The organism is Streptomyces tropicalis, assembly GCF_029269835.1.
Taxonomy (GTDB): domain Bacteria; phylum Actinomycetota; class Actinomycetes; order Streptomycetales; family Streptomycetaceae; genus Streptomyces; species Streptomyces tropicalis.
The window spans coordinates 102,471-122,014 of sequence record NZ_JARJBB010000017.1 but is presented as its reverse complement, the minus strand read 5'-3'; the positions used below and the strand labels follow the sequence as shown (position 1 = coordinate 122,014).

Genomic DNA, 19,544 nt, shown 5'->3' with positions numbered 1-19,544 from the left:
CGTCGTCGTCGATCTCCCGCACCCGAACCCGTTCAGCCACCAGGACAGCATGGCCGACGCGCGCCGTCCCGGCCCGTAGCCGGACGGCGCGTCACAACGAGGCGAACGTTGTCTGATGCGGCACTAGACTCTGGACCCATGCGAAGTGAGCCCGTGGTCCAGGTGCGGTCCCTGGTGAAGCGGTACGGCGGGAAGACCGCCGTGGACGGCCTCGACCTGACGGCCCAGGCGGGGGTGACCGCAGTGCTCGGCCCCAACGGCGCCGGGAAGACCACGACGGTCGAGACCTGCGAGGGGTACCGGAGGCCGGACTCCGGCACGGTGCGCGTCCTGGGCCTCGACCCGGTGGCGCAGTCCGCCGCGCTGCGGCCGCGCATCGGGGTCATGCTCCAGTCCGGCGGGGTCTACTCCGGAGCCCGCGCCGACGAGATGCTCCGCCACGTGGCGGGTCTGCACGCGCACCCCCTCGACGTGGGCGCCCTGATCGAGCGTCTCGGACTCGGCTCCTGCGGCCGCACCTCCTACCGGCGCCTCTCCGGCGGCCAGCAGCAGCGGCTCGCCCTGGCGATGGCCGTGGTGGGCCGGCCCGAGCTGGTCTTCCTGGACGAGCCGACGGCCGGCCTCGACCCGCAGGCCCGCCGGGCCACCTGGGACCTCGTGCGGGACCTGCGCACCGACGGGGTCTCCGTGATCCTGACGACGCACTACATGGACGAGGCCGAGCAGCTCGCCGACGCCGTCGCGATCATCGACGCCGGCCGGGTCATCGCCGAGGGCACCCCGGAGGAGCTGTGCCGCGGCGGGGCGGAGAACACCCTGCGCTTCACCGGGCGGCCCGGCCTCGACGTGGGGTCGCTGCTCAAGGCGCTGCCCGCCGACTGCTCCGCGGCCGAGCTGACCCCGGGCGCGTACCGGGTCGTCGGCAAGGTCGACCCGCAGCTGCTCGCGACGGTCACGTCGTGGTGCGCCCAGCACGGGGTGATGCCGGACCGGATCTCCGTGGAGCGGCACACCCTCGAAGACGTCTTCCTCGAGCTGACCGGCAAGGAGCTGCGCTCATGACGACCGCGCCCGGTACCTACGCCCCGAAGCCGGGCGCGGCGCCCCTGCCCCGCATGATCGGGAGGCAGGCGGCGCTGGAGACCAGGATGCTGCTGCGCAACGGCGAGCAGCTGCTGCTGACCGTCGTGATCCCGACGCTGCTGCTGGTGCTCTTCGGCTCCGTCGACATCGTCGACACCGGCGCGGGCCCGGCCGTCGACTTCCTCGCCCCGGGGGTCCTCGCGCTCGCGGTGATGTCGACGGCGTTCACCGGGCAGGCGATCGCGACCGGCTTCGAGCGCCGGTACGGGGTGCTGAAGCGGCTGGCCTCCTCACCGCTGCCCCGCTGGGGCCTGATGGCGGCCAAGACGCTCTCGGTCCTGGTCACCGAGGTCCTCCAGGTCCTGCTGCTGACGGTGGTCGCCCTCGCCCTGGGCTGGTCCCCGCACGGCGACCCGCTGTCGGTCGTGCTGCTCCTGGTGCTCGGCACCGCGGCCTTCTCGGGCCTCGGCCTGCTGATGGCCGGCACGCTGAAGGCCGAGGCCACCCTGGCCGCGGCCAACCTGGTCTTCCTGCTGCTGCTCGTGGGCGGCGGGGTGATCGTCCCGCTGGACCGCTTCCCCTCCGGTGCGCAGGACGTGCTCGGCCTGCTGCCGATCTCGGCGCTGTCCGACGGGCTGCGGTCCGTGCTCCAGCACGGCGCCGGCATGCCCTGGGGCGACCTGGGCGTCCTGGCCGTCTGGGCGGTCGTGGGCCTGGCGGCCGCCGGGGCGCTCTTCCGCTGGGAGTAGCGGCGTCCTCGGCGGGTCCCGGGGCCGCGCGCACCGCGTACCCCGACCCTCGTGAATGCGTGCACAAGCGGGCGCCTACGATGGGACGCGTGCCAAAGCTGACCCGCGCCGACGCCGTAGCGGCCGTGCGCAACCCGCTCGCCCTCGTCGCCGCCCGCTGGACCCCCCGCCCGGGGACCGTCCGGCGGGCCGCCCTCGCCGCGCTCGTCATGTCGGTGGTGATCGTCGTGACCGGCGGCGCCGTGCGCCTGACCGGCTCGGGGCTCGGCTGCCCGACCTGGCCGACCTGCACCGAGGACTCGCTCACCACGACCCGTGCGATGGGCGTGCACGGCATGATCGAGTTCGGCAACCGCATGCTGACGTACGTGCTGTGCGCGGCCGTCGGCTGGGCGATCGTCGCGGCCCGGGCGCAGAAGCCGTGGCGGCGCGCGCTGACCCGGCTCGGCTGGGCGCAGTTCTGGGTGGTCATGGGCAACGCGGTGCTCGGCGGCGTCGTCGTCCTCGTCGGCCTGAACCCGTACACCGTCGCGGCGCACTTCCTGCTGTCGACGGCGCTCATCACGGTCGCCACGGTGATGTGGCAGCGCACCCGCGAGGGCGACGGGGCGCCGCGGCCGCTGGTCGGCGGCGCGGTGCAGCAGCTGGTGTGGTTCCTGGCGGCCGCGAGCATCCTGCTGATCGGCGTGGGCACGGTCGTCACGGGCGCGGGACCGCACGCCGGCGACACCAAGGAGGTCGCCCGCATCCCGATCGACTGGGAGACGGTCGCCAAGCTGCATGCGGTGCTGGCCTGGATCGTGGTGACGCTGACGTTCGCCCTGTGGTTCGTCCTCAAGGCGGTCGACGCCCCGTCCGGCCCGCTGCACCGCACCCGGGACCTGTTCCTGGTCCTGCTCGGACAGGGCGTCATCGGCTACGTCCAGTACTTCACGCATCTGCCCGAGGCCCTGGTGGCCCTGCACATGCTGGGCTCCTGCCTGGTGTGGATCGGCGTCCTGCGCGTGCTGCTGTCGCTGCGGGAGCGGCCCGCACCGGAGACGGCGGACCTGCCCGGTCCGGCGTCGGAGGCCGCGCTCACACAGGCCTGAGCGGCCCTCCGGACCGGCCCGCCGGTCGGGTCGCCGTCCGGCGGTCCACTTCGCCGCGGCCCGTCAGCCGGCGGCCCGGTCCAGTCCGTAGACCCGGCGTGCGTTGCCCGCCGCGATCATCCCGGCCACCCGCTGCGCGTCGGTCAGGGACCAGGCGCCGTCGGCGACCCAGGTGCCCAGCACCCGGCCGAGCGCCTCGCGGAACAGCCGGGCGCCGACCACGTGCAGCTCCGGCAGGCCGTGCGCCCCGCTGGAGAAGAGGATCTTGCCGAACGGCGCCAGCTCCAGGATCTCGGCCAGCACCGTCGCCGCGCCCGCCCCGGTGCGCAGCAGCACGGCGCCCGCGTCGGCGTACACGTGCGGGAAGACGCCCGCGAGGTGGGCCGCCTGGCGGTGGTAGGGGTAGCCGTGCAGCAGGACGAGGTCGGTGCCGAGGCCGGCGGTCGCCCGGACGAAGTCGGTCAGCAGCACGGGGTCGGCGCGGTCGACGCGCCGCCCCGGTTCGCCGAGGCCCGCGTGCAGCTGGAGCGGGACGCCCGAGGCGACGGCGCTCCACAGCAGGTGCCGCAGGAGCACCGGGTCGGTCAGCTCCCCGCCGGCCCGCCGGTCGGTGAGCCAGCGGGACGCGGCACCCCGCACCTCCCCCGGCCCCGGCGGCTCGGGGGCGAGGGCCAGGCCGTGCCGGGAGCCCGCGACGGAGGAGAAGGCGACGGCGTGGGAGGCGGCGCCGTGCACGGACTCGGCGAGGTTGGCCAGGAACGACTCGACCGTGCCGGAGGTGTCGGCGACCTGCTCGGCCAGGGGTTCCAGACGCACGATCTCGTGGGCGTCGGCGTCGCCCGCGCCGGCCATCTCGACGGGCCCGGTGAGGTCGCCGGACAGCCCGGTGTCGACGAGGTAGGTGGTGATGCCGCTCCCGCGCAGCAGCCGGCGGCCGGCCTCCCGGACGCCGAGTTCCCGGCGGCGGGCCAGGTAGCGGGCGGGCGGGCAGTGCGGCTCCAGGCCCAGCAGCGGCGGGCACCAGCGGCGCACGGCGAAGCCGGTCTGCGTGTCGAAGAGGGTGGTGCCCGGCGCGGGCGGGCCCTCGGTGCGGGCGAGCCGGGCCTCGAAGGTGCCGAGGCCCAGCTCCGTCCTCAGTACGCCGTGGCAGTACTGGTCCACGAGGGACGGCGTTTCGATCATCCGGACTCCCGCGTCTGGACCGGGCGCTTCCGGGGGCCGTCGCCGGCCCCCGCGCTTCTACGGTCCTAACGGGTGAAACGGGCGTCAGGTGTTGCTCCGCCGCCCTCCGTGCGCGTTCCGTGCCGGACGGCGGAGGACGTCAGTCGTTGCTCGGGCCACCCACCTGGATGCCCGCCATGCGCGTCCACTCGTACGGGCCGGTGCGCACCTTGGCCGCGAACTCGCCGTCGAAGGCCTCGTGGACGGTGATCCCGGCCTTCTGCACCGCCTGCTCGGCGACGGCCTGGCTGGGCGCCACGAGGTCGCCCCAGGTGCCGTCCTCGCCGACGAGCACGATCCGGGAGCCGCGCTCCCCGATGTAGGCGATCTGCCCCTCGGCCCCGCCGTGGGCCTTGGAGAAGGAGCCGATCTGCCGGGCCAGCCGGGCCGCCGTGCGCTCGGCCTTGGGGTCAACCTGCTGCGTGTCTGCCATGGCCAGGATGCTACCCACGGGTAGATCAAAGGGCGACGGGAGGGGTGCGTGGCCTTGACCACGCACCCCTCCCGTCCCGGGTGCCGTGCCGCGGGCGCGTCCTCGCCCTACCGCAGGAAGGGGTCCACCGCCACGGCGACGAAGAGCAGGGAGACGTAGGTGATGGACCAGTGGAACAGGCGCATCTCCTTGAGCTTGCCGCCCGTCGCCTCGGCCTTGGCCCGGTTCTGCAGGGCGTGCGCCTCCCACAGCCACCAGCCGCCCGCCGCCAGGGCCACCGCGGTGTAGAACCAGCCGGTGTAGCCGAGCGGCGTCAGCAGCAGCGAGACGGCCACCATGACCCAGCTGTAGACCACGATCTGCCGTGCCACGACCTTGTTGGACGCGATGACCGGCAGCATCGGCACGCCCACGCGGGCGTAGTCGTCCCTGACCTTCATGGACAGCGGCCAGTAGTGCGGGGGCGTCCAGAAGAACATGACGAGGAAGAGGATGACCGGGGCCCAGGACATCGAGTCCGTGACGGCGGACCAGCCGATGAGGACCGGCATGCAGCCGGCGATGCCGCCCCAGACGATGTTCTGCGAGGTACGCCGCTTGAGGATCATCGTGTAGACGACGACGTAGAAGAGGAGCGCTCCGAGCGACAGCCACGCCGACAGCCAGTTGACGGTGAGGCCGAACAGCAGCGTCGAGCCGACCGCCAGCGTGATGCCGAAGGCGAGGCACTCGCGCGGGCTGACCATGCCGGTGACCAGGGGGCGCTGGGAGGTGCGGTCCATCAGCGCGTCGATGTCGCGGTCGATGTACATGTTGAGCGCGTTGGCCCCGCCGGCCGAGAGGTAGCCGCCGACGCAGGTGAGCAGCACCAGCGTCAGGTCGGGCACACCCTGCTGGGCCAGGAACATCACCGGAACGGTGGTGATGAGCAGCAGCTCGATGATCCGCGGCTTGGTCAGGGCCACGAAGCCCTTGACCCGGGCCCCGAACGGCCGACTGCCCGGGTTCCGGTTCGCACCCGGTTCCCCCGCGGCCCTCGCGGCGTGGGAGGTGCCCCCACCCGCTGGACGGGATTCGACGGCCGTCACGCACACCCCTGACAGAGACATCCCAGCGAGCCTCCACCTGTGGACCCACGGTGAAGGCTCGCGCGTACCACGCCACTGTAGACGTTGCCCAGACCCGGACATTCGCGGGGGTGGGGTCGTGTTGGCTGAGGTGCCCGGACGCGGGTAGGCGTACCCCGGAGGAGGGTCGTCCGACGGGCGCGCCGCAGCTCGATTGAGCGATCGGATGAGCGGCTCCGTATTCAGGTGCCGAATGCGGCGCGGGGCGGGTCGGGAGGCGGATGCCCGGCGGGCCCGGCAGTCTGGAATGACTCGAAAAAACGCACGTCCCTACGGGGGTAGGCTCGACAGCGGCCGGCCGACGCCGAGAACGCCGGCAGCCGGTGGGCGTCCAGTTCACCGGCATCCGACATGTGGAGAGGAGCCCTGACCCAGGGTGAGCACCAAGCCGACCACCACAGACCTCGAGTGGACCGAGTTGGACCAGCGCGCGGTGGACACCGCACGCGTACTGGCCGCCGACGCCGTACAGAAGGTCGGCAACGGCCATCCCGGCACGGCGATGAGCCTGGCTCCGGCCGCCTACACCCTCTTCCAGAAGGTGATGCGGCACGACCCCGCCGATCCGCAGTGGGTGGGCCGCGACCGCTTCGTGCTGTCCGCCGGCCACTCCTCCCTGACCCTCTACACCCAGCTGTACCTGGCCGGGTTCGGACTGGAGCTGGAGGACCTGGAGTCCTTCCGCACCTGGGGTTCGAAGACCCCGGGCCACCCGGAGTACGGCCACACCAAGGGCGTGGAGACCACGACCGGCCCGCTGGGCCAGGGTGTCGCCAACGCGGTGGGCATGGCGATGGCCGCGCGCTTCGAGCGCGGGCTGTTCGACCCCGAGGCCCCGCAGGGCGAGTCCCCCTTCGACCACTACGTCTTCTGCATCGCCGGTGACGGCTGCCTCCAGGAGGGCATCTCCTCCGAGGCCTCCTCGCTGGCCGGCCATCAGAAGCTCGGCAACCTGGTCCTGCTGTGGGACGACAACCACATCTCGATCGAGGGCGACACCGAGACGGCCGTCTCCGAGGACACCGCCAAGCGCTACGAGGCGTACGGCTGGCACGTCCAGCGCGTGCAGCCGCAGGCGAACGGCGACCTCGACCCGCAGGCGATCTTCGCCGCGATCCAGGAGGCCAAGGCCGTCACCGACCGGCCGTCCTTCATCGCGATGCGCTCCATCATCGCCTGGCCGGCCCCGAACGCGCAGAACACCGAGGCCGCGCACGGCTCGGCGCTCGGCGACGACGAGGTCGCGGCCACCAAGCGCGTCCTCGGCTTCGACCCGGAGCAGTCCTTCGCGGTCTCCGACGAGGTGATCGGCCACACCCGGCAGGCCCTCGACCGAGGCCGCCAGGCCAAGGCCGCGTGGGAGAAGTCCTTCCAGGAGTGGCGCAACAACAACGCCGAGCGCGCCGCCGAGTTCGACCGCATCAGCCGGGGCGAGCTGCCCACCGGCTGGGAGGAGAAGATCCCGGTCTTCGAGGCGGGCAAGGGTGTCGCCACCCGCGCCGCGTCCGGCAAGGTCCTCCAGGCCCTGGGCGAGATCGTGCCCGAGCTGTGGGGCGGCTCCGCGGACCTGGCGGGCTCCAACAACACGACGATCGACAAGACGTCGTCGTTCCTCCCGGCGGACAACCCGCTGCCGGAGGCCGACCCGTACGGCCGCACCCTCCACTTCGGCATCCGCGAGCACGCGATGGCCGCGGAGATGAACGGCATCACGCTGCACGGCAACACCCGTGTCTACGGCGGCACGTTCCTCGTCTTCTCCGACTACATGCGCAACGCGGTGCGCCTGTCGGCCCTGATGCACCTGCCGGTGACGTACGTGTGGACGCACGACTCCATCGGCCTGGGCGAGGACGGCCCGACCCACCAGCCGGTCGAGCACCTGGCCTCGCTGCGCGCCATCCCGGGCCTGAACGTGGTCCGCCCGGCCGACGCCAACGAGACCGCGATCGCCTGGCGGGAGATCCAGCGCCGCTGGACCAAGGAGTTCGGCAAGGGCACCCCGCACGGCCTGGCGCTGACCCGCCAGGGCGTGCCGACCTACGAGCCGGACGACAACGCCGCGCGCGGCGGCTACGTGCTGTTCGAGGCCGAGGGCGGCACGCCGGAGGTCGTCCTGATCGCCACCGGTTCCGAGGTCCACGTGGCCGTCGGGGCCCGCGAGCAGCTCCAGGCGGAGGGCGTCCCCACCCGGGTGGTGTCCATGCCGTGCGTGGAGTGGTTCGAGGAGCAGGACCAGGCGTACCGGGACAGCGTGCTGCCGCCGTCGGTGCGGGCCCGGGTCGCCGTCGAGGCGGGCGTGGGCCTGACCTGGCACAAGTACGTGGGCGACGCCGGCCGGATCGTCTCCCTGGAGCACTTCGGGGCCTCGGCGGACGCCAAGGTCCTCTTCCGCGAGTTCGGCTTCACCGCCGAGAACGTGGCCGCCAAGGCCCGGGAATCCCTCGCCGACGTCCGGCGCTGACGCTCGTATACGACACGTAGGAGATGACTCATTCCATGACAGACGCACTGAAGCGCCTCTCCGAGGAAGGCGTCGCGATCTGGCTGGACGACCTGTCGCGCAAGCGGATCACGTCCGGCAACCTCGCCGAGCTGATCGACCAGCAGCACGTCGTGGGCGTCACCACCAACCCGACGATCTTCCAGAAGGCGATCTCGCAGGGCGACGGGTACGAGCGGCAGCTCGCCGACCTGGCCTCCCGCCGCGTGACGGTCGACGAGGCCGTCCGCATGATCACCACCGCGGACGTCCGGGACGCCGCGGACATCCTGCGGCCGGTCTTCGACGCCACCGGCGGCCAGGACGGCCGGGTCTCCATCGAGGTCGACCCGCGCCTGGCGCACAACGCGAGGGCGACCGCCGCCGAGGCCCGGCAGCTGGCCTGGCTGGTGGACCGCCCCAACACCCTCATCAAGATCCCGGCCACCCTCGCGGGCCTGCCGGCGATCACCGAGACCATCGGCAACGGCATCAGCGTCAACGTCACGCTGATCTTCTCGCTCGAGCGCTACCGCGCGGTCATGGACGCCTACCTCACGGGTCTGGAGAAGGCCCGCGAGAAGGGCCTGGACCTCTCGAAGATCCACTCCGTGGCGTCCTTCTTCGTGTCCCGCGTGGACACCGAGGTCGACAAGCGCATCGACGCCCTCGGCACGCCCGAGGCGAAGGAGCTGCGCGGCAAGGCGGGCATCGCCAACGCGCGCCTGGCCTACGAGGCCTACGAGGAGGTCTTCTCCTCGGACCGCTGGAGCGCACTGGAGCGGGCGGGCGCCAACAAGCAGCGTCCGCTGTGGGCCTCCACCGGCGTGAAGGACCCGGCGTACAAGGACACCATGTACGTCGAGGAGCTGGTGGCGCCGAACACCGTCAACACCATGCCGGAGGCCACCCTGGAGGCCTCCGAGGACCACGGCGTGATCCGCGGCGACGCGATCACCGGCACGTACGCGCAGGCCCGCGCCGAGCTCGACGCGCTGGGGCGGCTCGGGATCTCGTACGACGACGTGGTCCAGGTCCTGGAGGACGAGGGCGTCGAGAAGTTCGAGGCGTCCTGGAACGACCTGCTGAAGTCGACCGAGGCGGAGCTGGAGCGCCTCACCCCCGCGGAGGGCTGAGACCTTGGCGCCCCTCTCCGGGAGCGGAGCGAACCCGCTCCGTGACCCCGCCGACCGACGGCTCCCGCGCATCGCGGGGCCGTCGGGCCTGGTCATCTTCGGCGTGACGGGCGACCTGTCGCGCAAGAAGCTCATGCCGGCCGTGTACGACCTGGCCAACCGCGGGCTGCTGCCGCCGGGCTTCTCGCTCGTCGGCTTCGCCCGGCGCGACTGGGAGCACGAGGACTTCGCCCAGGTCGTGCACGACGCGGTCAAGGAGCACGCGCGGACGCCGTTCCGCGAGGAGGTCTGGCAGCAGCTCATCCAGGGGATGCGCTTCGTGCAGGGCACCTTCGACGACGACGACGCCTTCGAGCGGCTGCGCGCGACGATCGAGGAACTCGACAAGGCGCAGGGCACGGGCGGCAACTTCGCCTTCTACCTGTCCGTGCCGCCGAAGTCCTTCCCGGTGGTCATCCAGCAGCTGAAGAAGCACCAGCTCGCCGATCAGACGGACGGGGCCTGGCGGCGCGCGGTGATCGAGAAGCCCTTCGGCCACGACCTGAAGTCGGCCGAGGAGCTCAACCGGATCGTGCACGAGGTCTTCGCCCCGGAGCAGGTCTTCCGCATCGACCACTACCTGGGCAAGGAGACCGTCCAGAACATCCTGGCGCTGCGCTTCGCCAACACGATGTTCGAGCCGATCTGGAACCGGTCCTTCGTGGACCACGTGCAGATCACGATGGCCGAGGACATCGGCATCGGCGGCCGCGCGGGCTACTACGACGGCATCGGCGCCGCCCGGGACGTCATCCAGAACCACCTGCTCCAGCTGATGGCGCTGACCGCGATGGAGGAGCCGTCCTCCTTCAGCGCCGACGCGCTCGCGGCGGAGAAGACCAAGGTGCTCGGCGCGGTGAGGCTGCCGAAGGACCTGGGCCGGTCGACCGTGCGCGGGCAGTACGCGGCCGGCTGGCAGGGCGGCGAGAAGGTCATCGGCTACCTCGAGGAAGAGGGCATCGACAAGAAGTCGAAGACCGACACCTACGCCGCGGTGAAGCTGGGGATCGACAACCGCCGCTGGGCGGGCGTCCCCTTCTACCTGCGCACCGGCAAGCGGCTCGGGCGCCGGGTGACGGAGATCGCGGTGGTCTTCCAGCGCGCCCCCCACTCCCCCTTCGACACCACGGCGACCGAGGAGCTGGGCCAGAACGCCATCGTCATCCGCGTCCAGCCCGACGAGGGCGTCACGGTGCGCTTCGGCTCCAAGGTGCCGGGCACGTCGATGGAGATCCGTGACGTGTCCATGGACTTCGCCTACGGCGAGTCCTTCACCGAGTCCAGCCCCGAGGCGTACGAGCGCCTGATCCTGGACGTCCTGCTCGGCGACTCCAACCTCTTCCCGCGCACGGAGGAGGTCGAGCTGTCCTGGAAGATCCTCGACCCGATCGAGACGCACTGGGACAAGCACGGCAAGCCCGCCCAGTACCCGTCCGGGACGTGGGGGCCCGCCGAGGCGGACGACATGCTGGCACGAGACGGACGGAGCTGGCGCCGGCCATGAAGATGGACCTGACCGACACCACGTCCAGCAAGATCAACAAGGCGCTGGTACAGGGCCGACGGGCCATCGGCACCCCCGCCGTCGGCATGGTGCTCACCCTGGTCATCGTCACCGACGAGGAGAACGCCTACGACGCCCTGAAGGCGGCCAACGACGCCTCGCGCGAGCACCCCTCGCGCACGCTGGTCGTCATCAGGCGCGTCTCGCGCACCCCGCGCGACCGGACCTCCTCGCGCCTGGACGCCGAGGTGCGGGTGGGCGCGGACGCGGGCACCGGCGAGACGGTGGTGCTGCGGCTGTACGGCGAGGTCTCCGACCACGCCCAGTCCGTGGTGCTGCCACTGCTGCTGCCGGACGCCCCGGTCGTGGTCTGGTGGCCGGTGGACGCACCGCTCGACCCGGCCAGGGACCCGCTGGGCGCCCTCGCGCAGCGACGGGTCACCGACACCTACACGGCCGAGGAACCGGTGCGGGCCCTGACGGCCCGCGCCGAGGCCTACACGCCGGGCGACACCGACCTCTCCTGGACCCGGATCACGCCGTGGCGCTCGATGCTGGCGGCGGCGCTGGACCAGGTGACCTGCCGGGTGCAGGCCGTCGAGGTGGAGGGCGAGGAGTTCAACCCGAGCTGCGAGCTGCTGGCGATGTGGCTCGCGGACCGGCTGGACGTGCCGGTCACGCGTTCGTCGTCGTCCGGTCCCGGACTGACCGCGGTCCGCATGGACACCGACTGCGGTCCGATCACCCTGGACCGGGCGGACGGACGGCTGGCATCGCTGTCCGTCCAGGGGCAGCCGCAGCGTGCGGTGGCCCTCAAGCGGCGGGACACCGCCGAGCTGATCGCGGAGGAGCTGCGACGGCTCGACCCGGACGACACGTACGCGTCGGCGCTGCGCTTCGGCGTGGACCGGCTGGCCGGGGCGTCCGGCGGGGCCGGTGGCGACGGCGCGGGCGGGTCCGGGCCGGAGAAGGCGAAGGCCCCGGCGCAGCGGGCGGCCGCCAAGACCGCGCGCAAGGCCCCGGCACGGAAGGCGGCGGCGTCATGAGCGCACCGCAGCTGGTCGTGCACCGCGACAAGGAGCTGATGGCGCAGGCCGCCGCGGCCCGCCTGATCACGCGGATCGTGGACGCGCAGGCGTCGACGGGGTCGGCGTCCGTGGTCCTCACCGGCGGCCGCAACGGCAACGGGGTCCTCGCCGCGCTGGCGGCGGCCCCCGCCCGGGACGCCGTCGACTGGGGCCGGCTGGACCTGTGGTGGGGCGACGAGCGGTTCCTGCCCGAGGGCGATCCCGAGCGCAATGTCACGCAGGCCCGCGAGGCGCTGCTGGACTCCGTGCCGCTGGACCCGAAGCGCGTGCACGCCATGCCCGCGTCGGACGGACCGTACGGCTCGGACGTCGAGGCGGCGGCGGAGGCCTACGCCGAGGAGCTGGCCCGCGCCGCGGTTCCGCAGAACCACGGCGGGGTGCCCACCTTCGACGTGCTCATGCTGGGCGTGGGCCCGGACACGCACGTGGCCTCGCTGTTCCCCGAGCACCCGGGGGTGCGGGAGACGGAGCGCATGGTGGTCGGCGTCCACGGCTCCCCGAAGCCGCCGCCGACCCGCGTCTCGCTGACCCTCCCGGCGATCCGGGCGGCACGCGAGGTGTGGCTGCTGGCCGCGGGCGAGGACAAGGCGAACGCGGTGGCCATGGCCCTCTCGGGCGCCGGCGAGATCCAGGCCCCGGCCGCGGGTGCCCGGGGCCGGGCCCGGACCCTGTGGCTGCTGGACACCGCGGCGGCCTCGCAGCTGCCGAGGTCGCTGTACCCGCCGGCGTCGGCCTGAGGGGCGGCACCGCCACGGGCCCGACGGCCCGAACGGACGGGGCGGTCACCGGTGTTCGTCACCGGTGACCGCCCCGTCCGCTGTCCGGGTCCCGGGAGGATCCCGGGATTCCCGGAGGCGCTATTTCACCGATCCCGCCATCACGCCCTGGACGAAGTGGCGCTGGAAGGCGAAGAACACCACGACCGGCACGATCAGGGACAGGAAGGCGCCCGGCGCCAGCACGTCGACGTTGCTTCCGAACTGACGGATCTGCGACTGGAGTTGCACGGTCAGCGGCTGGGAGGAGCTGTCGGCGAAGAGCAGCGCGACCAGCATGTCGTTCCACACCCACAGGAACTGGAAGATGGCGAGGCTCGCGATCGCGGGCCGCCCCACCGGCAGCACCAGCCGGGTGAAGATCCGCCACTCGCCGCCGCCGTCCATCCGCGCCGCCTCCAGCATCTCCTTCGGCATCTCGGCGAAGTAGTTCCGCAGCAGGAACACCGCGAACGGCAGCCCGTAGGCCACGTGGAAGAGCACCACTCCGGGGATGGTGCCGAACAGTCCCAGCGCGCCGAAGAGTTTGGCCACCGGCAGCAGGCCGATCTGCACGGGCACCACGAGCAGCGCCACCACCAGCAGGAACAACGGCTCGCGTGCGGGGAAGTCGAGCCAGGCGAAGGCGTATCCGGCGAGCGCCGCGAGCGTCACCACGAGCACCGTCGCCGGCACCGAGATCAGCACCGTGTTCCAGAACGCCTGGGTGATGCCGGCGTTCTTCAGCAGCGCCGTGTAGTTGTCGAAGGACAGCTGCCCGGGGGACGCGAGGGCGGTCCACCAGCCGCCCTTCGCGGAGTCCTCCGCCGACCGCAGCGACGACAGGAACAGCCCGGCCAGGGGGGTCAGCCAGACCAGGCCGATCACCACGAGGAAGGCCTGCACCAGCCCGTTGCCCAGGCCCCGCCTGACGGCGTTCATCGCTGACTCCTTCGGAAGCGGCGGACGTTGAAGACCATGGCGGGGACCACCAGCAGCAGCAGGAGCACGCCGAGGGCGCTGCCGAGCCCCTGGTCGTTGCCGCCGCCGAAGGACACCAGCCACATCTGGGTCGCGAGCACGGTCGCGTCCTGCTGCACGGGGCCGGGCGCGATGACGTAGACGAGGTCGAAGACCTTCATCACGTTGATCACGAGGGTGACGAAGACGACGGTCAGGACGGGGGCGAGCAGCGGGACGGTGATCCGCCGGAAGATCTGCCACTCGTTGGCCCCGTCCATCCGCGCCGCCTCCAGCGCGTCCCGGGGCAGCGTGGACAGGCCCGCCCCGATCAGCACCATCGCGAACCCGGTCCAGATCCACAGGTAGGCGCCGATGATCGCCGGGGTGACGAGGGCCGGTCCCAGCCAGGACACGCCCGTGTAGGGCGCCGCGAAGTTCTGCGCGGGCAGCGTCAGCGTGTACGTCCCCGCGGCGAGACCGGGGAAGCGGAAGGAGCCGTCGGAGGCGGTGGTCGTGCGGGCGACCGTCCGCCCGTCGTGCCGTGCCTCGACCGCCATCCCGGGCAGGCCGCTCTCCCGCCGGTCGACGCGGCCCTGGCGGCCGCCGCCCCCGGGCGTGAAGTCCAGGTAGACGACCCCGCGCACCTCGCCGGCCGCGGCCCTTCGCCCGGCCGCCGGGTAGGCGGGGGCCGCGCCGCGGGGCAGGTCCTTGGGCAGCACGCCCACCATCGGCAGGGCGACCGTGCTGCCCGGCCGCACCGTGGTGCCCGTGGTGTACGAGCCGTCCCGGCCCGCGGTGAGCCCGTGGCCCTCGCGGGCGCGGGCGGTCGGGTAGGGGGACGTCCCGCGGAAGGCGTCGTGCACCGAGACGGCGGCCGCGTTCAGCACGCCCTTGCCCGGGTCCTCGTCGTAGGCGAGCCGGAAGATGATCCCGGCGGCCAGGAAGGACACCGCCATCGGCAGGAACAGCAGCAGCTTGAAGGCGGTGGCCCAGCGGATCTTCTCCACCAGGACGGCGAGGACCAGGCCCAGACCCGTCAGCAGGGCCGGGGCGACGACGACCCAGATCGCGGTGTTGCGGATGGCGGTGACCGTCGCGGGGTCGCGGAACATCTCGGTGTAGTTCGCGCCGCCGACGAAGCGGGTGCCGGAGGCGTCGAAGAGGCTGCGTCCGACGGAGAACAGGACCGGGTAGACGACGAGCGCGCCGAGCAGCAGCAGCGCGGGGAGGGCGAAGAGCACGGCGACGGCCCGGCCGCGCCGGCGCAGGCGCCGGGCCCGCGCGGCGCCCGCCCCGGCCGGCGGGGGGCTCGCCCCCTCGCGGGGGGTGACGGAGGTGGCGGTCATCGCGGGTCAGCCCTTGTAGGCCTTGGCCGCGGCGGCCTCCAGCGCGGCCGCCGTGGCCTTCGGGTCGGAGGGGTCGCGCAGGAAGTCCTGGAGCAGCTTCCACTCGCCGGCGCCCTTGGTGCCGCCGAACGCGGCCGGCGCCTGGTCGGACATGTCGAAGCGGACCGAGTCGCCCGCGCCGACCAGGGACTTGGCGGTGGCGCGGGCGACGGCGTCGCCGTAGGAGGAGAGGGCGACCTTCCGGTTCGGGGAGAGGAAGCCGCCCGCCTTCGCCCACACGGCCGCGGCCTCGGGGGTGGCCAGGTACTCCAGGAGCTTCATGCCGGCCTTGGCGTTCTTGCCGTCCTTGAGGACGACGGCCGCGTCGCCTCCGCTGACCACGGGTGCGCTGCCGCCGGCGACGGGCGGGAAGGGGAAGAAGTTCGCGTCCTTGCCGACGGTGCGGCCGAACTGGTCGTGGGCGACTCCGGCGACGAAGTCGCCCTCGTAGACCATGCCCGCCTCGGGCTTGGGGCCGAAGACCTTCTCGACCGAGCCGGGGAAGTCGGTGTTGAGGGCCTCCTTCTGCCCGCCCGCGATCAGCTGCTTGTCCTTGAAGAGCGTGCCGAGGGTGCCGAGGGCCTTCACGACGCTGGCGTCGGTCCACTTCAGCCGGTGCGCGGCGAGGGCGTCGTACTTCTGCGGTCCGGCCTGGGAGAGGTAGATGTTCTCGAACCAGTCGGTGAGGGTCCAGCCGTCCTGGCCGGCGACGGAGAAGGCGGCGAGCCCGGAGTCGGCGACGGTGTGCCCGGCCTTGAGCATCTCGTCGTACGTCTTCGGCGGCTTGACACCGGCCTGGGTGAGCGCGTCGGGGCTGTACCAGACGGTCGACTTGTGGGCGGCCTTGAAGTAGAGGCCGTACAGGGAGCCGTCGACGCTGCCGTACTTCGCCCACACCGGCGCGTAGTCGGCGGTGACGGTCCGCTGCGCGGTGGCGGACAGCGGGGTCAGCCAGCCCTTGCGGGCGAACTGCTGGAGCACGCCGACCTGCGGGACCATCACGACGTCGGGGGCGTTGCCGCCCTCGATCTTGCTGCCGACGACGGTGGAGACGTTGTCGCCGGTGGAGATGAACTGCGTCTTGGCGCCGGTCTTCGCGGAGAACGCGTCGAGCACCTTCTGGAAGTTCTTCTGCTCGCTGCCGGTCCAGACACCGGCCACCGTCACGGTCTGACCGCTGAGTGCCTTGTCGCCGCCGCCTGCCGCGACGGGGCCGCCGCCGCAGGCGGTCGCGCCGAGGGCGAGCAGGACGGCGGTGCAGCCGGAGAGCAGGGTGGTGGTACGTCGTCGCATCATCGTCGATGTCCTTCGGGAGGAGGGGTACGGGCGGGAGGGACGAGAAGGATCGCGGGGGGGTCAGGCGCCGGAGATCCACCAGGCGGCCGTGGAGCCGGGCAGCACTCCGGGCGGGCAGGGGCCGCTGGCGAGCAGCGGGGTGCCGGGGACGGGGGCGGGGGCGGAGGCCGTGCCGAAGTTGACGGCGCAGACCAGGCCGTCGCCGCGGACGAACCCGAGGACGCCGGGCGGGGTGTCCAGCCAGTGCAGCGTGCCCTCCCCCAGCTGCGGCAGCACGGACCGCAGGTGGAGTCCGTCGCGGTACAGGTGCCAGAAGGAGCTGGTGTCGGCCAGGGCGCGGTCGGTGGCGTGCTCGGCGAACCAGTCCGGCTGGGGCAGCCACGGCCGGGCGCCCTCGACACCGGAGGTGAAGCCGAACGGGGACGCCTGCCCCGACCACGGCAGCGGCACCCGGCAGCCGTCGCGGACCCGGGCGCGGCTGCCGGTGCGGCGGAAGATGGGATCGGTGAGCACCTCGTCGGGCAGGTCGACGACCTCGGGCAGGCCCAGTTCCTCGCCCTGGTAGACGTAGGCCGCGCCGGGCAGCGCCAGCATCAGCAGGGCGGCGGCGCGGGCGCGGGCGGTGCCGAGGCCGCTGCCCTCGGTGGCGGGTCCGCCGTAACGGGTGACGGTGCGGACCTGGTCGTGGTTGTTGAGGACCCAGGTGACCGTGGAGCCGGTCCCGGCGATGTCCTCCATCGCCTCGGCGATGACCTTGCGGAAGGCGTCGGGGTCCCAGGGGGCGCCGAGCAGGTCGAAGAAGAAGGCCTGGTGCAGTTCGTCGGCGCGGACGTAGCGCGCGTGCTCCCGGGCGGTGGGCACGGACACCTCGCCGACCAGCAGGCGTTCCCGGCCGTCGTGCGCGGTGTACTCCTCGCACACGGACCGCCAGTGCCGCCACACGTCGTGCACCTCGGGCTGGTTCCAGGCGAGCGGGTTGACCGAGTCGCGAGTGCGGGCGTCGGCCTCCGGGTCCGGGGAGTCGGGCAGTTCGGGGTGCTTGTAGAGGCCGGCCGCGACGTCGATGCGGAAGCCGTCGACGCCCCGGTCGAGCCAGAACCGCAGCACCCGGTCGAACTCGGCGGCGACCTCGGGGTCGCGCCAGTTCCAGTCGGGCTGCTCGGGGGTGAACATGTGCAGGTACCACTGGCCGGGCCGGCCGTCCGCATCGGTGACGCGGGTCCAGGCCGGGCCGCCGAACATGGCGTGCCAGTTGTTCGGCGGCTCGTCGCCGCCGGGGCCGCGGCCGTCGGCGAAGTGGAAGCGGGCGCGGGCCGCACTGCCGGGGGCGGAGGCGAGCGCCTCGCGGAACCACGGGTGGGCGCTGGAGCAGTGGTTGGGGACGATGTCGAGCAGGACCCGGATGCCGAGCCGGTGGGCGGCCGCCATCAGCCGGTCGAACTCGCCGAGGTCGCCGAAGACCGGGTCGACGTCGCAGTAGTCCGCCACGTCGTAGCCGTGGTCGTGCTGGGGCGAGGGGTAGAAGGGGCTCAGCCAGATCCCGTCGACACCGAGCTTCTTGAGGTACGGCAGCCCGGTCCGGACGCCCGCCAGGTCGCCGATGCCGTCGCCGGTGCTGTCCAGGAAGCTGCGGACGTACACCTGGTAGATGACCGCGTCCCGCCACCAGCGACGGCTGTCGATGTGCTTGTCACTCACCCCGTGGACCTGTCTGTGCGTGCTGACGTTGTGCATGCATGTTAAGTAGGCGTGTCGCGAGGGTGTCAATGAATTGACCGCAGGCTACCGGCTGGTTCGCCTTCCATACCTGGGCATTTCGGGTCATGCATGGCAGAGATGAGACGTCCGCGTTACCTAACATGTAACTAGGAGAGGGAAGAGTCGACCTGCGCGGGTCTACCGGTGGGACACGGCGGCGAGCTCGCGCGCCAGCCGGCGCACCGCGGCCTCCGGCGTCTGGTGCCCCGTCAGTGCGTCGTGCACGACGGCCTGCACGACCAGACTGACCTGGTCGTAGTGCGGGCTCTTGGGGCGCGGCGCGGCCGCGAGCACGGCGGCGCGCAGCGTCGGCAAGTACGGGAAGCGCCGCACCAGCTCCGGATCCGCGTAGAGCGCGGCGCGCACCGGTGGCAGTGCGCCGCGGGTGAGGACCTCGCGCTGGACGCGCTCGCCGGTGAGGTAGGCGATCAGCCGGGCGGCGGAGTCGGGGTGCCGCGCATGCGTGTTGACGGCCAGGTCGGAGCCGCCGAGGACGCTGGTCCCGGGGCCGTCGGGCCCTGGCAGCGGCACGGCGCCGATCTTCCCGGCGACCGCGGAGCCCGGGGCGGAGGCGGAGACGTAGGCGTAGGGCCAGTTGCGCAGGAAGAGCAGCCGGCCGTCCTGGAACGCCCGCTTGGACTCCTCCTCCTTGTAGGACAGCGCCTGCCGGGGGATCCAGCCCTCGCGGACGCCGCGGGCGAGGAAGCCGATGCCCTCGCGGGCCGCGGCGGAGTCGACGGTGACGCGCGCCCCCTCGTCGCCGAGGATGCTGCCGCCCGCCGAGTACACCGCCTCGGCCGCGTTGACGGTGAGGCCCTCGTAGGGCAGGAACTGTCCCGCGTAGCCGCCCAGTCCGTACTTCGGCGCGATCGTCTTCGCGTCGTGCTCCAGCTCCGCCCAGGTGCGCGGCGGCGGGACCCCCTCCTTGGCCAGGACGTCCTTGCGGTACAGGAGCAGACCGGCGTTGGTGACGTAGGGGACGGCGTACAGCCGCCCGTCGTAGGTGGCGGTGCCGACGACCGGCGGGAGGAAGGAGTCCAGCGGGAAGCGGTCGCGGGGCAGCGGGCGGATCCAGCCGGCCGCCGCGAACTCGGAGGTCCAGTTGACGTCGATGTTGAGGACGTCGAACCGGCTGCGGTCGCCGCCGCGCAGGTCGGTCGTCATCTGCGCATGCGTCTCGTCGGCGGAGTCCGGCAGTTCGACCAGGGTGACCCGCTCCCCGGGATGGGTGCGGTTCCAGCCCTCCAGCAGCGGTCCGAGGTAGCCGGTGAGGTCCCCGGCGGTGGCCAGGGTGAGCGGGCCGCGCCCGGCGCCGCCGCCCTCGTCGGCGCGGGCCCCGGAGACCACGTACCCGGTCATGATCACAGCCAGGACGAGCAGGCCCCTACCGGCGGCGCGCATCCACCGCATAGGTTCCTCCCTGTGCACCGGCAC

The 19,544-nt window shown here is 72.6% G+C and carries 16 protein-coding genes; 8 read left to right on the top strand and 8 right to left on the bottom strand.

Going from position 1 to position 19,544, the window contains the following annotated elements; translation table 11 throughout:
* The first annotated feature begins 138 nt into the window (after positions 1 to 138).
* From P3H78_RS26075 to P3H78_RS26065, 3 genes are all read left to right on the top strand, one after another.
* Complete coding sequence (locus P3H78_RS26075; RefSeq protein ID WP_276111599.1) at positions 139 to 1,062, top strand: ABC transporter ATP-binding protein; 924 nt, start codon at positions 139 to 141, stop codon at positions 1,060 to 1,062.
* On the top strand, positions 1,059 to 1,832 hold the full coding sequence (locus P3H78_RS26070) for an ABC transporter permease (RefSeq protein WP_276111598.1): 774 nt from the start codon (positions 1,059 to 1,061) through the stop codon (positions 1,830 to 1,832). Before P3H78_RS26075 ends, P3H78_RS26070 begins: the two co-directional genes overlap by 4 nt.
* Before the next feature lie 80 nt (positions 1,833 to 1,912).
* Positions 1,913 to 2,923, top strand: a complete 1,011-nt coding sequence (locus tag P3H78_RS26065; RefSeq protein WP_276111597.1) for a COX15/CtaA family protein — start codon at positions 1,913 to 1,915, stop codon at positions 2,921 to 2,923.
* A gap of 63 nt (positions 2,924 to 2,986) precedes the next feature.
* Here the strand turns inward: P3H78_RS26065 and P3H78_RS26060 are convergent, their stop codons facing one another.
* The 3 genes from P3H78_RS26060 to P3H78_RS26050 all read right to left on the bottom strand — a co-directional run bounded on the left by P3H78_RS26060 (position 2,987) and on the right by P3H78_RS26050 (position 5,686).
* On the bottom strand, positions 2,987 to 4,105 hold the full coding sequence (locus P3H78_RS26060; protein ID WP_276111596.1) for an amidohydrolase family protein: 1,119 nt from the start codon (positions 4,103 to 4,105) through the stop codon (positions 2,987 to 2,989).
* A 139-nt stretch (positions 4,106 to 4,244) separates the two neighbouring features.
* Complete coding sequence (locus P3H78_RS26055) at positions 4,245 to 4,577, bottom strand: hypothetical protein (protein ID WP_276111595.1); 333 nt, start codon at positions 4,575 to 4,577, stop codon at positions 4,245 to 4,247.
* A gap of 107 nt (positions 4,578 to 4,684) precedes the next feature.
* Positions 4,685 to 5,686: a heme o synthase gene (locus tag P3H78_RS26050; protein ID WP_276111594.1), complete on the bottom strand. Its 1,002-nt coding sequence runs from the start codon at positions 5,684 to 5,686 to the stop codon at positions 4,685 to 4,687.
* 394 nt (positions 5,687 to 6,080) lie between these two features.
* Between P3H78_RS26050 and tkt the strand changes: the two genes are divergently transcribed.
* The 5 genes from tkt to pgl are packed head-to-tail and all read left to right on the top strand — an operon-like array spanning position 6,081 to position 12,690.
* Complete coding sequence (tkt, locus tag P3H78_RS26045; protein WP_276111593.1) at positions 6,081 to 8,168, top strand: transketolase; 2,088 nt, start codon at positions 6,081 to 6,083, stop codon at positions 8,166 to 8,168.
* A 35-nt stretch (positions 8,169 to 8,203) separates the two neighbouring features.
* Positions 8,204 to 9,322: a transaldolase gene (tal, locus tag P3H78_RS26040; protein WP_276111592.1), complete on the top strand. Its 1,119-nt coding sequence runs from the start codon at positions 8,204 to 8,206 to the stop codon at positions 9,320 to 9,322.
* A 4-nt stretch (positions 9,323 to 9,326) separates the two neighbouring features.
* Positions 9,327 to 10,865, top strand: coding sequence for a glucose-6-phosphate dehydrogenase (zwf, locus tag P3H78_RS26035; protein WP_276111591.1), 1,539 nt, complete (start codon positions 9,327 to 9,329; stop codon positions 10,863 to 10,865).
* Positions 10,862 to 11,911 (top strand): glucose-6-phosphate dehydrogenase assembly protein OpcA, encoded by a 1,050-nt coding sequence (gene opcA, locus P3H78_RS26030; RefSeq protein WP_276111590.1) that lies wholly within the window; start codon positions 10,862 to 10,864, stop codon positions 11,909 to 11,911. The genes zwf and opcA overlap by 4 nt, the downstream gene beginning before the upstream one ends.
* Positions 11,908 to 12,690, top strand: coding sequence for a 6-phosphogluconolactonase (gene pgl, locus P3H78_RS26025; protein ID WP_276111589.1), 783 nt, complete (start codon positions 11,908 to 11,910; stop codon positions 12,688 to 12,690). The genes opcA and pgl overlap by 4 nt, the downstream gene beginning before the upstream one ends.
* Before the next feature lie 120 nt (positions 12,691 to 12,810).
* On the opposite strand, the gene P3H78_RS26020 is transcribed toward pgl, so the two are convergent.
* The 5 genes from P3H78_RS26020 to P3H78_RS26000 form a co-directional block, all read right to left on the bottom strand.
* Positions 12,811 to 13,650: a carbohydrate ABC transporter permease gene (locus tag P3H78_RS26020; protein WP_276111588.1), complete on the bottom strand. Its 840-nt coding sequence runs from the start codon at positions 13,648 to 13,650 to the stop codon at positions 12,811 to 12,813.
* Positions 13,647 to 15,017, bottom strand: coding sequence for an ABC transporter permease subunit (locus P3H78_RS26015; protein WP_276111587.1), 1,371 nt, complete (start codon positions 15,015 to 15,017; stop codon positions 13,647 to 13,649). The genes P3H78_RS26020 and P3H78_RS26015 overlap by 4 nt, the downstream gene beginning before the upstream one ends.
* Positions 15,018 to 15,023: 6 nt before the next feature.
* A complete protein-coding gene (locus tag P3H78_RS26010; protein ID WP_276111586.1) occupies positions 15,024 to 16,352 on the bottom strand; it encodes an ABC transporter substrate-binding protein in 1,329 nt (442 codons plus the stop codon).
* Positions 16,353 to 16,412: 60 nt separating this feature from the next.
* Entirely contained in the window at positions 16,413 to 18,086 is a 1,674-nt protein-coding gene (locus P3H78_RS26005; protein WP_276111585.1) for a glycoside hydrolase family 13 protein, read from the bottom strand.
* Positions 18,087 to 18,248: 162 nt separating this feature from the next.
* A complete protein-coding gene (locus P3H78_RS26000) occupies positions 18,249 to 19,520 on the bottom strand; it encodes an ABC transporter substrate-binding protein (protein WP_276111584.1) in 1,272 nt (423 codons plus the stop codon).
* Positions 19,521 to 19,544 lie beyond the last annotated feature (24 nt).

Bases quoted from the DNA above. Each gene is read 5' to 3' on its own strand.
- P3H78_RS26075 (WP_276111599.1), top strand. From the start codon at position 139: ATGCGAAGTGAGCCCGTGGTCCAGGTGCGGTCCCTGGTGAAGCGGTAC.
- P3H78_RS26070 (WP_276111598.1), top strand. From the start codon at position 1,059: ATGACGACCGCGCCCGGTACCTACGCCCCGAAGCCGGGCGCGGCGCCC.
- P3H78_RS26065 (WP_276111597.1), top strand. From the start codon at position 1,913: ATGGGACGCGTGCCAAAGCTGACCCGCGCCGACGCCGTAGCGGCCGTG.
- P3H78_RS26060 (WP_276111596.1), bottom strand. From the start codon at position 4,105: ATGATCGAAACGCCGTCCCTCGTGGACCAGTACTGCCACGGCGTACTG.
- P3H78_RS26055 (WP_276111595.1), bottom strand. From the start codon at position 4,577: ATGGCAGACACGCAGCAGGTTGACCCCAAGGCCGAGCGCACGGCGGCC.
- P3H78_RS26050 (WP_276111594.1), bottom strand. From the start codon at position 5,686: ATGTCTCTGTCAGGGGTGTGCGTGACGGCCGTCGAATCCCGTCCAGCG.
- tal (WP_276111592.1), top strand. From the start codon at position 8,204: ATGACAGACGCACTGAAGCGCCTCTCCGAGGAAGGCGTCGCGATCTGG.
- opcA (WP_276111590.1), top strand. From the start codon at position 10,862: ATGAAGATGGACCTGACCGACACCACGTCCAGCAAGATCAACAAGGCG.
- pgl (WP_276111589.1), top strand. From the start codon at position 11,908: ATGAGCGCACCGCAGCTGGTCGTGCACCGCGACAAGGAGCTGATGGCG.
- P3H78_RS26020 (WP_276111588.1), bottom strand. From the start codon at position 13,650: ATGAACGCCGTCAGGCGGGGCCTGGGCAACGGGCTGGTGCAGGCCTTC.
- P3H78_RS26015 (WP_276111587.1), bottom strand. From the start codon at position 15,017: ATGACCGCCACCTCCGTCACCCCCCGCGAGGGGGCGAGCCCCCCGCCG.
- P3H78_RS26010 (WP_276111586.1), bottom strand. From the start codon at position 16,352: ATGATGCGACGACGTACCACCACCCTGCTCTCCGGCTGCACCGCCGTC.
- P3H78_RS26005 (WP_276111585.1), bottom strand. From the start codon at position 18,086: ATGCACAACGTCAGCACGCACAGACAGGTCCACGGGGTGAGTGACAAG.
- P3H78_RS26000 (WP_276111584.1), bottom strand. From the start codon at position 19,520: ATGCGGTGGATGCGCGCCGCCGGTAGGGGCCTGCTCGTCCTGGCTGTG.